The sequence below is a fragment of the Herpetosiphonaceae bacterium genome (assembly GCA_036374795.1).
In the GTDB taxonomy this organism is placed as follows: domain Bacteria; phylum Chloroflexota; class Chloroflexia; order Chloroflexales; family Kallotenuaceae; genus LB3-1.
On record DASUTC010000066.1, the window covers coordinates 26,880 to 39,813 of the forward strand.

The following is a 12,934-nucleotide window of genomic DNA, read 5'->3' on the forward strand; positions in this document are numbered from 1 at the left end:
GACCCTTGCCGTCCCTCGCGCAGGCTCAGGCGTAGCCTCATACGCCAGATACTCATCGACTTAGCGGCGTATCTCCGGCACGCGCGGCTGGCGCTCCAAGATCTCAAATGCGGCCAGCAAGAGGACCGCAGTAACCAGCAAAAATGGTCCGAGCGTTTCCAGACCCAATCGATCCGCGATCAGACCAAAGCCGCCCACGAGCGATGCAGCGCCGAACGTCGCCGCCGCGATCTGGAACCCAACGGTGTTTGCGGCGTGCGCCGGACCCATGCGCGCCGGTGTCAGGGAAATCAGCGACGGAAACATCGGCGCGAGCGCCAGGCCCAGCAGGGCCACCCCAGCCAACGAGAGCCACGACGCGAGGTTGAGCCAGAGCATCACAACGCCGAGAATCGCGCCGACCATGCACAGCTGGAGCAGCGTCCGCACCGGGATGTGCGCGACAATCACCCCAGACAGCAGCCGCCCGACGGTGAGGCTTCCCCAGTACACACTCACCCAGATGCCTGCCAGCGCTGGCAGCATGCCGCGCGCCTCGGTCAGCAGCGTGTAGAGCCACTGACCGGCGCTCAGCTCAAGCCCGGCGTACAGAAAGAAGAGCAGAATACTCAGCCATGCCGAAGGCAGCGCCAGGGTACGGATCATCGGCGCGCTCGGTGTTGGCTCGGCGTGGCCTTCGTCGGCAGATGCGTGCCACTGGCTCCGCGTCACCGCAAAGCAGCTCGCCAGGATCAGTTGCGCCATGCCTACAAGCAGGTAGCCCAGCCGCCAGGATTGTCCCGCGCTGATCACGCTGCTCATCACGATCGGGCCGGTCGCCGCGCCAAGGCCAAACGATGCGTGCAGCCAGTTCATCGTGCGTGGGCTGAAGTTTTCGGCGGCGTAGGTGTTCAGCCCGGCGTCGATCGCGCCCGCACCCAGACCCGCCAGCAGCCCCAGCCCGACCATCACGATCCACTGCGGGGCGGCGCTGTAGCCCAGCAGGCTGAGCGCGGTTGCCAGGCAGCTCAGCACCAGCAGCCAGCCAACGCCGATGCGCGCCAGCACCCGCCCGCTGCTGAAGCTCGACACCAGGTAGCCGAGCGTCCCGGTGGTGATTAGCGCGCCAAGCGCATCCAGCGAGAGGCCAAAGGTGCTGCGGATCGACGGCCACGCGACGCCGGTCAAACCGTCGGGTAATCCTAAGCTGATAAATGCCGCGTAGGCCAGACCAACAAGCAGCGCGGCGCGCTGGCGAACGGCGGTAGCAGAGGCAGCCACGATTCTTCTTCTCCTTTTCTTGTCTGAAACGATTTTGTCTGTAACGTTTCAGAAATATACCACCTGTGCTATACTTCCGCAACCTGGCGGAAAGAGGAGCAGCATATGACCCAGGATGGTTCGCGTGAGAAGCGTCAGCGTGTGACGATCAATGATGTAGCGTCGGCTCTGGGCGTGGCCGTGTCAACGGTGTCAAATGCCTACAATCGTCCCGATCAACTTTCGACAAAGCTGCGGACGCGCATACTGGACGTGGCGGCGCAGCTCGGCTATCCGGGGCCGGACCCCGTCGCGCGCAGCCTGCGGCAGCAGCGTGCAGGCGCGGTGGGCGTGCTCTTCTCCGAGCGCCTGTCGTATGTGTTTACCGATCCGGCTGCCGTGCAGGTGCTCGATGGCATCGCCAGTGCGCTGGAGGCGGCAGGTCTTGGGCTGCTCCTCGTGCCTGGGCGGGCTGACACCACGACGACCGTGCAGCGCGCGCTGGTCGATGGCTTCCTGCTCTACTCGATGCTGGAAGACGATCCGCTGGTGGGGGCAGCGCTGGCACGGCGCATCCCCACGGTGCTGCTCGACCAGCCGCCGAGGGAAGGGGTGCCCTCGATCACGGTTGACGATGCCGATGGTGCGCGACAGGCGGCTGAGCATCTGCTGAGCCTCGGCCACCGGCGCTTCGCAATCATTACCGACCGGCTGACCGAGCCGCTTGCAGACTCGGCAGCGGCAGAGCGCCTGACGCCGCACGAGCAGGCCGCGCACACCTTCTTCGTCACGCAACTGCGTTTCCAGGGGTATCGTCGCGCGCTGGAACAGGCAGGGCTGAGCTGGAACGATGTGCCGATCTCTGTGTGTGCCGACAACAGCGAAGCTGATGGCGCGGCGGCCATGCAGGCGTTGCTGACCCGGTCGCCTCGACCGACGGCGGTGCTGTGCATCACGGATCGGCTCGCGCTGGGTGCGGTGACGGCGGCGCGGCAGGCGGGCCTGTATGTGCCGCAGGATATATCCATTGTTGGCTTCGATGACATCCCGCCCGCCGCGCATGTGACCCCGCCGCTGACCACGATCCGGCAGGAGCACCGCGAAAAGGGGCGCCTGGCAGGCCAGGCGCTGATCGCACTGCTCCGGGGCGAGGCGGTCGCACAGACGGGGCCGCTCCCGGTGCAGCTCGTGATCCGTGGAACAACAGGTCCAGTCCCCGCCTGAGCGCATGGCGGAGATGAGCAGCGAGCGCAGCTCGTGAGGATGCTCGTCGGCGTGGATGGGTCGGCTGAGAATCAGAAGCTCCTGTAGAGCGACGGCGTATGCTATACTTTCGCACACCGGCAACGTCCTGAGCTACTGGGAATGCGCGGCGCATGGCCTTCAGCGAAGCACGTACCCGCAAAGAGCTTATTGATCCGGCTCTGCTCTGCTGCCGGAGCAGCATTTCCACACAATCACGCAGGACATAGCACATGACGCAGGAAGACTCCTCCCAGGCAGCAGGGCTCAGCGCGGCCCAGCGGGCACGGCTGCTCCAGCATCTACGACACAAAAACGTTGTTAAGGCCCAGCAGCACACGATCCCCCGCGCCGATCTCCAGGCTCCGATTGCCGCCTCGTTTGCGCAGCAGCGCCTGTGGCTGCTCCACCAGCTCGCGCCCGACGATCCTGCCTATAACTGGCCGGCCTGTGTGCGCTGCATCGGCCCGCTCGATCCAGAGCGCTTGCAGCGCAGCCTGACGGCCCTGATCGCCCGCCATGCCATCTTGCGCACCACCTTCGGCACCATCGATGGACAGCCGGTGCAGCAGATCGCAGCGCCCGCGCCGCCGCCGCTGCCTGTCGTCTCGCTGGAGCAGCTCACGCCCGACGAGCAGGAGGCTGAGGTTCAGCGCCGCGTCCACGCCGCCGCGCGGCAGCCCTTCGATCTGGCCCACGGCCCGCTGCTGCGTGCCACACTGCTGCGGCTGAGTCCCACCGAGCATGTGCTGGTGCTGTTTCTCCATCATATCATCGCCGATGGCTGGTCCGCCTCCATCCTGCTCCGCGACACGCTCGCCGCGTATCAGGCGCTAGCGTCCGGTCAACCCGCCGCGCCGGTGCTGCCTGAGCTGCCGATTCAGTACGCCGACTATGCCATCTGGCAGCGACAAAGCCTGCAAGGCGCGCTCCGTGAGCGCCTGCTGCGCTACTGGCAGCAGCTCCACCCGCCGCTCCCGCAACTGGATCTGCCAACCGATTATCCGCGCCCGGCCCGGCGCAGCTCCGATGGAGCGACGGCGCACGTTCTGCTCCCACATGCCGCGATCACCGCGCTGCGCGAGCTGGTGGCCGACCACGACGCGACGCTCTTTATGGGCTTGCTGGCGGTGTGGGCGGGCCTGCTCAGCCGCTATACCGGCCAGCACGATCTGCTGGTGGGCACGCCGATCGCCGGGCGCACCCGCCCGAAAGTTGCTCATCTGATCGGCTTCTTCACCAACACCCTGGTGCTGCGCCTCGACCTCACGGGCACGCCTACCTTTCACGAGCTGCTCCATCGAGTGCGTCAGGTCTGTCTCGCCGCCTACGAGCATCAGGATCTACCGTTTGAGCAGCTTGTCGAGGCGCTGCCGGTCGCGCGGCACGGCACCGATAATCCGCTATTCCAGGTCTTCTACGCCCTGGATAACACGCCGGAGCTGGCGCTGGAAATCCCAGGGCTGCGCCTGGAGCCCGTGACCTTCACGGCTACCACGGTGCAGTTCGATCTGGCGCTGAGCGTGCGTGAAACGGCTGAGGCTGTGACCGGCAGCCTGTCCTACCGCACCGACCTGTTCGCTCCCGCGACGATTGAACGGCTGATCAGCCACCTGCTCACGCTGCTGAACGCCGTAGTCGCCGACCCCTGCCGCCCACTGGCCGCCGTGCCCGTGCTGACGACCGCCGAGCGCCAGCAAATCCTGGTCGAGTGGAACGCCACCGCTGCCGCCTATCCGCAGGATCAGTGTATCCATGAGCTGGTGGCGGCTCAGGCTGCGCGCACGCCTGACGCCATCGCGGTGATCTTCGAGGGCACGTCGCTGACGTACGCCGAGCTTGACGGGCGCGCCAATCAGATGGCGCACTATCTCCAATCGCTGGGCGTCGTGCCTGAGTCGCGGGTCGCGATCTGCCTGGAACGATCGCTGGATCTGGTCGTCGGGCTGCTTGGCGTGCTCAAGGCGGGCGGTGCTTATGTGCCGCTCGATCCGTCGCATCCACCGGAGCGGCTCCAGTTCATGCTCGCCGACGCGCAGGCAGCGGTGCTGGTCACGCAGCAGGCGATGACCGAGCGGTTTGGGCTAGCGTATTCGAGCCAGAGCGGCACGCTCCACGTGCTCATCCTTGATCGCGACTGGCCGACGATCGCCGCGCAGCCCGCGACCGCTCCGGCGAGTCCGGTTGCGGCTGACCATCTAGCCTACATGATCTACACGTCGGGCTCCACGGGACAGCCTAAGGGCGCGCTCAATACACATCGCGGCATTGTCAACCGGCTGCTGTGGATGCAGGACACCTATCGGCTTAGCGCAGATGATCGTGTGCTGCAAAAAACGCCATTCAGCTTCGATGTCTCGGTCTGGGAGTTCTTCTGTCCGCTGCTGAGCGGCGCAGCGCTGGTGGTCGCGAAGCCGGGCGGCCATCAAGACCCGGCCTATCTGGTCGAGCTGATCGCGGCCCAGCGGATCACCTTGCTGCACTTCGTGCCTTCGATGCTGCGCATCTTTCTTGACGAGCCAGGCCTGGACCGGATTACGAGCGTGCGGCGGGTGCTGTGCAGCGGCGAGGCGCTGACCCACGATCTTCAGGAGCGCTTCTTTGAGCTGCTGCCCAACGTGGAGCTGCATAACCTCTACGGCCCGACTGAGGACGCCGTCGAGGTCAGCTTCTGGGCATGTCGGCGCGATAGCCGCGCGCAGCACGTGCCGATCGGGCGGCCCGTCGCCAACACGCAGCTCTATGTGCTCGATCGCCGCTTGCAACCGCAGCCGGTGGGCGCTCCCGGCGAGCTGCATATTGGCGGCGTGCAGGTTGGGCGCGGCTATCATGGCCGCCCCGCGCTGACCGCCGAGAAGTTCGTTCCCGATCCCTACTCGTCGGCTCCGGGCGCGCGGCTCTATAAGACCGGCGACCTGGCGCGTTTCCGCGCTGACGGCGCGATCGAGTACCTCGGACGGCGCGACCAGCAGGTGAAGCTGCGCGGGTATCGCATCGAGCTGGGCGAGATCGAGGCCACGCTGCGCCAGCACGAGGCCGTGCGTGAGGCCGTGGTCGTCCTGCGCGAGGATCATGCCGGCGATCAGCGATTGGTGGCGTACGTGGTGGGGGCACAACGTTCAACGTTCGACAAACTCAGAACTCGGAACGTCGAGCCCGAAGCGCGAAACGTGGAACTCGAAATGTGGAACTCGCAACTCCGCGCGTATCTGAAGGATCGATTACCTGGCTATATGGTGCCGAGCGCGTTTGTGCTGCTCGATGCGCTGCCGCTGAATGCCAACGGCAAGCTCGATCGGTCTGCGCTGCCAGGTATCGCCAGCCATACCGCTGCTGATCGCGAATATGTTGTGCCAGAAACCGCCCTGGAAGTGCAGCTCGTACGTATCTGGGAAGCGGTTCTTCACGTGCATCCGATGGTGTTACCGATAACTTCTTCGAGCGTGGCGGTCACTCGCTCCTCGCCGTGCGCTTGCTCGCCCAGATCGAAAAGCAGCTTGGGCAAACGTTGCCGCTGGCACTCCTGTTCGCCCGACCGACGATCCGTGAGCTGGCGAGCGCGCTCTATGATCTTGGCTGGCCCGGCGTGCTCCGCCACATTGACAACCTGCCGCAGATCAAGTCGCCCCTGGTGGCAATTCAACCGGGAGGCTCGCAACCACCATTCTTTTTAGCGGCGCCGCTTGGCGGTGTCCTGCCCTCGAATATCCTGGCGGGCCTGCTGGAACTCATGCCGCACCTCGGCTCGAATCAGCCCTACTACGGACTCCAGGTACCGGGTGTCGCCCAGGAGCTGTGGACCCATCTCGACGTACACGATCTGTTTAATCCTGCGCAGGTCGAAACAATCGCGCGGCAGTTCAGGCCCGATCGCGAGATCATTACGTCGCATGCGGCTCTCTGTATCGCGGCGATGCACGAGGTCGCGCCCGATGGGCCGTATCTGATCGGCGGATTTTGCACCGGCAGTATTCTGGCGTTCGAGATCGCCTGCCAGCTCCAGCGGCTCGGAAAGCCGGTGGCCCTCCTCACGCTGATCGATCCGCCGTCGCCGGGTGCCGTTCAGCAGCCTGGGCCACCAGACGATACCTCGCCAGCCCATGCCGCACAGATCGCAGCGCTCATCGACAGCCTCAAGCGGCCCGATCCAGCGGAGGTGGCCTGGTTTATTGCCCGCGATCTCGCTAATGAGCGATTGACGGATCAATCCAGGGTGATGGATCTGGATGCGCTGACAGCGGCATTGCATCGTCTCGATCCTGACGACTGGTGGCCGTATGTCGCCGCAGCGCTGAAACAGGCGCAGGGTGTCAGGGGCGATGTCGATCCACAAGAGCTGCGGCGGCTCTTTATGATTGCACAGATCAATATCCTGAGTCTCAACTATATCGTGCGGAGCTACGTCCCGCAGCGCTATGCTGGCCGGATCACCATCATCCAGAGCGAGCAGTTGTCCGACGACGCGGCCATGCGACCGATCGAGTGGCAGCAGATCTCTACTCAGACGGTCGCCCATCGTCTGGTGCCCGGCGATCATGGCACGCTTTTTCTTCAGCCCAACATCCAAATCCTGACGCAGACGCTGTGTGAGTGTATCGCAGAAGCCGCCGCGCCTGTCCAGGAACGCTGAACACGATATAGGGAGGCTGCATTAAGGATCGGTACATGCCGATAATCGTACTTTTCTCCCTACAACCACCCGTCCTCCAAGAAAACGGATGGTTTTAAGCACCAACCTGCCTACGCATCGTCGCATAGCCCAAATGCATCGCGGATAGTCGCACGCTGCAAGCGGTGAAACATCTGCGCGAGGGCTTCGGGGGGATGGGGCTGGCGCTTCTCCAGCCACCAATGCACCAGGGCGAACTGCGCTCCGGCTAGATAGCTCGCCAGCACATCAAACGGGATAGCGCTGTCGGCTTCGGCAAAGGCGGCGCGCAGGCTCGCTTCGATTGCCTGCGCGCTCCGGTCACGAATTCGGCGCTGGATCAACTGATTATCCTTGCCCTGAAAAATCGGATACAACAGCGACCGCGCATCTGCAAGATGCCGGAACGCGGCTGTCACCGCCGATGGCACTTCGGGCGACAGCAGCTCTTCACGCGAGGGGAGGTAGTGCGGCCCGAAATGGAACCGGCTGAGGATGGCTTCGTGGCAGCTCATGAATAAGTCGTCTTTGCTGCTGTAGTGCAGGTAGAACGTCGTCCGCCCGACGTTGGCGCGATCCACGATCTCCTGAGTTGTGATAGCATCATATCGCTGCTCGCCGATCAGCTCGATCAGCGCCTGTTGCAGCAGCTTGCGCGTGCGCTGGACCCGCCGGTCTGTCTTTGTCATGAAGCATCCTCCCGATCGAGGCTAAGGTTTCTGAACAATTCGCGCACGCTGTTCACAAACGAACACATCCCGCGCTTTGACGATTGACGTTCATCGGCGAACCCTGATAGTCTGTCCGCAGAACGTCTGAAAGTATACTGGGAGAAATAAGCATGTCGCAACCTCACGGGAGTCCCGACCGGGAACTCGCCACCCCGACACCACCGGGCACACCCCGCTGGGTGAAAGTGTTTGTGATCGTCGTCGCCGTCGTGGTCTTGCTATTCGTCATCATGGCCTTCGCCTTCGGCGGTAATCACGGCCCTGGTCGTCACATGCCGCCCGCTGGTGCTGGTGGCTACACCCTGCCTATCGCACACGGGGTACAGCAGCTATGACCATGCCACCCGGCCTGCGCAAGCTCGCGCTTACAACGCATGTCATCTCCTCAGTCGGCTGGCTCGGCACTGTTGTTGCGTATCTCGCTCTCGCCATCGCCGCGTTGAGCAGCCAGGATGCGCCAACGGTGCGCGGCGCGTGGATCGCTATGGAACTGACCGGCTGGTTCGCCATTGTGCCGCTGAGCGTCGCCTCGCTGCTCACCGGCCTCGTCCAGTCGCTGGGCACGCCGTGGGGCTTGCTCCGGCACTATTGGGTGCTCTTCAAACTCCTGCTCACCGTGTTTGCGACGATCGTCTTGCTGCTGCATATGCCGACGGTGAGCTACCTGGCGGGCGTAGCGGCTGAGACGGAGGGTGCTCATCTGGCCGGGCTGCCGGGAGAGCTTTTCCATGCCGGCGGCGGCCTGCTGGTGCTGCTCGTGACAACGACGCTGTCGGTGTACAAGCCGCGTGGCCTGACCCCGTACGGGTGGCGTAAGCAGCAGGAGGAGCGCACGGGATTACCAGCCGGGCATACAGCGACATAGGCATCGGCAAGCAGCCTCGCACCCCAACCCAGCAGGATCTTCCAGGGCGCGCCTTGGCGAAGGCGCGCTCGTGACTGTCCGGAGCCGCTGCGCTCCACGCGCTTCCTCGGCACTGAGCCAGCGCTGATGCATTTGCAGAGCGCCAAAGACCCTGCGCAACCCGCTCAGGCCGCAGTTGACATGCTCTGATCACGATAGGCGATTTCACTTAGCTGATGCTCGCCATTCCACCATCCCATTTTGCAGACATATGATCTACGATCAAGCTGTCGACGCGAGACTCAAGCGCAGAGACATTCATGGATGCCCGCGCCGCGAGGACGAATCGCGAAACACGGTGCGACGCAGACCATGCCGCGCCAGGATATTGCCCTGATGGGTGAGCGAGGAAAGGTATGACACACGCAACAGCGCCACACGATCAGCAGGTGACGTTGAGATTGGAAAACATTTACTGCATGGACTGTGCCGATGAGATCGAGCGCGCGCTCCGCTCAAAGCCCGGCGTTATCGCCGTCCACCTTGATTGGGCAAGCAACATCGCGCATGTGCGCTACGATGCGCAGGCGGTGAGCCAGGACGAGATCGAGCGCCGCATTGCCGCGACCGGCTGCGCATGCAGCACCGAAGACCAGATGCAGCCCACGGCGCATGATCACGAAGACCACATGCAGCCGAATGCGGGCCGCCGCCTTCGACGCCTGGAGCACGCCGTCGATGTGCAGCCGATTACGCTGGGCACTAAGTACGATCGGATGCAGTATGAGGTTCCGGCGACGGACGCGGGCAAACATGGCGGCGGCGCAGCATCCAGTCAGGCGGCGATGGACCACGCGGCGATGGGCCACGACATGGCGGCGATGGGCCACGACATGGCGGCGATGGACCACGCGGCGATGGGCCATGATATGTCCGATCCCACGATGGCAGCCGCCATGGAGCGCGACATGCGCAACAAATTCTTCATCGCGCTGCTCCTGACGATCCCGACGGTGCTCTACTCGCCGCTGGGCATGAACCTTCTGGGCATTCTGCTGCCGACCTTCGGCCTCGATATGAACTGGATCATGCTGGTGCTCTCCACGCCGGTCGTCTTCTACTGCGGCTGGATCTTTCTTGCTGGCGCGTACCACTCGCTGCGGCGCGGCATGCTCAACATGAGTGTGCTGATCGCGACCGGCGTGCTGGCAGCGTACGTCTTCAGCGTGCTGATCACTTTCCTTGGCGGCGAAACCTTTTTTGAGGCGGCGGCGATGCTGGTCACGTTTGTGCTCTTCGGCCACTGGATGGAAATGCGCTCACGGCGCGGCACCAGCGATGCGCTGCGCGCGCTCTTCGACCTTGTGCCGCCCCAGGCGACGGTGATTCGCAACGGTCAGGAGCAGACGATCCCCAGCAGCGAGGTCCTCGTGGATGACATTGTGGTCCTCCGGCCCGGCGACAAGGTGCCGGTTGACGGCGTGGTGACAGACGGCGAAACCAGCATCGACGAGGCGCTGGTGACGGGCGAGAGCGTGCCCGTCAGCAAGCGACCGGGCGATGACGTGGTCGCGGGGTCGATCAACAGGAGCGGCAGCATCCGGTTTCGGGCTACCAAAGTCGGCGCGGACACGACGCTCGCGCAGATCGTGGAGCTGGTGCAGCGCGCCCAAAGCTCCAAGGCACCGGGCCAGCGTATCGCCGACAAAGCCGCGCAATATCTGGTCGTCCTGGCGGTCGGATCGGGCATTATTACCTTTATTGCCTGGTACGTCTTTGGCGGCGTGGCGGCGATCACCGCGCTGACCTTTGCGATCTCAGCGGTCGTGATCGCCTGCCCCGATGCGCTCGGTCTGGCGACACCCACCGCCGTTGCGGTCGGGACGGGCATCGGCGCGCGGCACCATATTTTGATCAAGGATGCGGCTACGCTGGAGAACGTCTCCGGCATCACCGCGATCGTCCTCGACAAGACCGGCACACTCACCGAGGGCCAGCCCGCGCTCACCGATGTTGTCACCACCAACAGCGGCGATCAGGCCGCATTGCTGCGGCTTGTGGCGTCGGCGGAGCAAGGGTCGGAGCATCCGCTGGCCGAGGCGATCGTGATGGGAGCACGCGCGCGCGGCCTGCAACTGGTCGATGCGACAAACTTTGAGGGCATTGCCGGGCACGGCATTCGGGCGCGCGTCGACGGGCGGCGCGTGCTCGCCGGGAATCGCAGGCTGATGCAGGATCAAGGCATCGACATCGCGGCCCTGGAGGCGGACGCGGCGCGACTCGCGGAAGGCGGCAAGACGCCGATGTTCATCGCCATCGACGGACAGGCGGCGGGGCTGGTCGCGGTGGCGGATACGATCAAGCCATCCTCCCAGGAAGCGATCCGACAATTCAAGGCGCTGGGCATCGAGCCGATCATGATCACCGGCGACAACCAGCGCACCGCCGCCGCCGTTGCCCGCGAGCTAGGGATCGAGCGCTTCTTTGCCGAGGTGCTGCCCGCCGACAAAGCGCGACATGTGCAGGCATTGCAGGCGGAAGGCAAGCGCACGGCGATGGTAGGCGACGGAGTCAACGACGCACCCGCGCTGGCGCAGGCCGACATCGGGATCGCTATCGGCGCAGGGACAGACGTGGCGATCGAAACCGCTGATGTGGTGCTGATGCAGAGCGATCCGCTCGACATTATTCGTGGAGTTAAGCTGTCAAAGGCGACCGTGCGCAAAATGAAGCAGAATCTCGTCTGGGCATCGGTGTATAACGTGCTGGCAATCCCGGTTGCGGCAGGGGTGCTCTATCCATCATTTGGCATCTCGCTGCGGCCTGAATGGTCGGCGCTGCTGATGTCCGTCTCGTCGATCATCGTCGCCGTCAACGCCGTGCTGCTGAAGCGGGTGGAGCGGGATCTGGGCGAGCCTGCGCAACCGGCGGGCGGAACAACCGCGCAGCGGCAGCCAGTCGCCGCAGCCTAGGCGCTGTCGAGATCGGGCATGGCAAGCGAAAGATCGCGCCGGATCGGCCTGGTGAGATGAGCCAGGCGACCGATCCGGCGCTTCGGCTGCGGAGCCTTTGAAGAGCTATGAGCAGCCTGTCTTGCGCGCTGCTCGCCCGTCGATCAGAGTTCTCCCTCATCCCAGCGAGCGTCATCGGTCGCGGCAGACAGCGAATTGACAGGGTCGATCGGGCCGCCAAGCAAGCTGTGCAGATAGATATGGTCATCCGCAAGATCGAACCAGTGGCGGATCGGAGCGAAATCGAAATTGCCGATCTGGCACAGCCCGATCCGGCTGGCAGGGGCCGAGATTTCCAGGTGCTGCGTGATTAATCCGGCCTCGATCAAACAAAAATCTCGGCTGGATTGCCCATACATCGGCCCGATCGCGCTCAGCTTGCCGAGCAGAAAGAGTGAAAAGGCCGATCGATCAAAGATCGGCTGGTTGATCCAGGCATGGAGGTTTCGGTCGAGCCGCGCGGTAGAAGCAAGCTGCACGAGGCAATGGTCAGCCGGATGATAGTAGTAGGTGCCTGCGGCAATCCCTGCGACCCGATCCGGCTTGATATACAAGTAGGCTTGCACCGGATACAGCCCACCGGCAGAGCCCCACGCATATTTGGGCGTTCCATCGAGCGTTTCCTGCCGTAAGCACGCCAGCCATACGCTGAGCTGCGCGAACGAGAGCGGCTGGCTGTCAAACGTGCGGTGGCTGCGCCGCTCGCGGGCCAACGATCGCGGATCGCTATCGAGCGTGTGATCGGCCAGGCTGATGCGCGGTCTGGCAGGTGCGTCGCGACGAAGGCCGGGCTGTGTGCTCTTGAAGCGTGTCCGCTCTTCGGGATCATCCAGCACGTCAAACGCCAGGGTCGGATCGGGTGTCGCGCTGGTCGGCGGGGCGGTGCGACTCGTCACGCTGGCGTCTTGTGCCGTCCGCTGCGCGTAGAACTCCGCGATAGCACGGGGAGTTGATAGACGGACCAGCTCATCAAGCCTGGGACGAAAGCCAAACTCGGCTTCCAGCAAGTTGGCGATCCTGACAATATCGACCGAGTTCGCTCCAAAGCTCAGCAGGTCGGCATCATGGTCGATCTGATCCAGCTTGAAAACGCTGGCAACCAGCCGCGCGATCGTCTCCGTCCGTGGCGCGTGTGTGGATGGCGCGGGCGGCGCGGATGCGGAATGCGTCGCCGGGTCGGGGAGCGCACTTCGGTCGACCTTGCCATTGGCCGTGAGCG

General features: G+C 64.0%; 9 protein-coding genes. 6 read left to right on the top strand and 3 right to left on the bottom strand.

Annotation, left to right across the window (positions count from 1 at the left end):
• Positions 1-60: 60 nt before the first annotated feature.
• Entirely contained in the window at positions 61-1,260 is a 1,200-nt protein-coding gene (locus VFZ66_04290; GenBank protein ID HEX6288383.1) for an MFS transporter, read from the bottom strand.
• Positions 1,261-1,365: 105 nt separating this feature from the next.
• Between VFZ66_04290 and VFZ66_04295 the strand changes: the two genes are divergently transcribed.
• The 3 genes from VFZ66_04295 to VFZ66_04305 all read left to right on the top strand — a co-directional run bounded on the left by VFZ66_04295 (position 1,366) and on the right by VFZ66_04305 (position 7,111).
• Positions 1,366-2,463: a LacI family DNA-binding transcriptional regulator gene (locus tag VFZ66_04295; protein HEX6288384.1), complete on the top strand. Its 1,098-nt coding sequence runs from the start codon at positions 1,366-1,368 to the stop codon at positions 2,461-2,463.
• Positions 2,464-2,714: 251 nt separating this feature from the next.
• The gene (locus VFZ66_04300) at positions 2,715-6,155 is read left to right on the top strand and encodes an amino acid adenylation domain-containing protein (protein HEX6288385.1); all 3,441 of its coding nucleotides are present in this window, start codon (positions 2,715-2,717) and stop codon (positions 6,153-6,155) included.
• The gene (locus VFZ66_04305) at positions 6,113-7,111 is read left to right on the top strand and encodes a thioesterase domain-containing protein (GenBank protein HEX6288386.1); all 999 of its coding nucleotides are present in this window, start codon (positions 6,113-6,115) and stop codon (positions 7,109-7,111) included. The genes VFZ66_04300 and VFZ66_04305 overlap by 43 nt, the downstream gene beginning before the upstream one ends.
• A 110-nt stretch (positions 7,112-7,221) precedes the next feature.
• Here VFZ66_04305 and VFZ66_04310 read toward each other — a convergent pair whose 3' ends face one another.
• Positions 7,222-7,818 carry a TetR/AcrR family transcriptional regulator gene (locus VFZ66_04310; GenBank protein ID HEX6288387.1) on the bottom strand — a complete coding sequence of 199 codons (597 nt, stop codon included), beginning with the start codon at positions 7,816-7,818 and terminating at the stop codon, positions 7,222-7,224.
• Between the two features lie 152 nt (positions 7,819-7,970).
• On the opposite strand from VFZ66_04310, the gene VFZ66_04315 reads away from it, so the two are divergent.
• The 3 genes from VFZ66_04315 to VFZ66_04325 all read left to right on the top strand — a co-directional run bounded on the left by VFZ66_04315 (position 7,971) and on the right by VFZ66_04325 (position 11,676).
• A complete protein-coding gene (locus tag VFZ66_04315) occupies positions 7,971-8,195 on the top strand; it encodes a hypothetical protein (protein ID HEX6288388.1) in 225 nt (74 codons plus the stop codon).
• Positions 8,192-8,725, top strand: coding sequence for a hypothetical protein (locus VFZ66_04320; protein ID HEX6288389.1), 534 nt, complete (start codon positions 8,192-8,194; stop codon positions 8,723-8,725). Before VFZ66_04315 ends, VFZ66_04320 begins: the two co-directional genes overlap by 4 nt.
• A 395-nt stretch (positions 8,726-9,120) precedes the next feature.
• Positions 9,121-11,676: a heavy metal translocating P-type ATPase gene (locus tag VFZ66_04325; protein ID HEX6288390.1), complete on the top strand. Its 2,556-nt coding sequence runs from the start codon at positions 9,121-9,123 to the stop codon at positions 11,674-11,676.
• Between the two features lie 143 nt (positions 11,677-11,819).
• Here VFZ66_04325 and VFZ66_04330 read toward each other — a convergent pair.
• A partial coding sequence (locus tag VFZ66_04330; GenBank protein HEX6288391.1) for a nitroreductase family protein occupies positions 11,820-12,934 on the bottom strand: 1,115 nt, incomplete at its 5' end.

Coding starts and splice junctions, on each gene's coding strand:
- VFZ66_04295 (HEX6288384.1), top strand. CDS start 1,366: ATGACCCAGGATGGTTCGCGTGAGAAGCGTCAGCGTGTGACGATCAAT.
- VFZ66_04300 (HEX6288385.1), top strand. CDS start 2,715: ATGACGCAGGAAGACTCCTCCCAGGCAGCAGGGCTCAGCGCGGCCCAG.
- VFZ66_04310 (HEX6288387.1), bottom strand. CDS start 7,818: ATGACAAAGACAGACCGGCGGGTCCAGCGCACGCGCAAGCTGCTGCAA.
- VFZ66_04315 (HEX6288388.1), top strand. CDS start 7,971: ATGTCGCAACCTCACGGGAGTCCCGACCGGGAACTCGCCACCCCGACA.
- VFZ66_04320 (HEX6288389.1), top strand. CDS start 8,192: ATGACCATGCCACCCGGCCTGCGCAAGCTCGCGCTTACAACGCATGTC.
- VFZ66_04325 (HEX6288390.1), top strand. CDS start 9,121: ATGACACACGCAACAGCGCCACACGATCAGCAGGTGACGTTGAGATTG.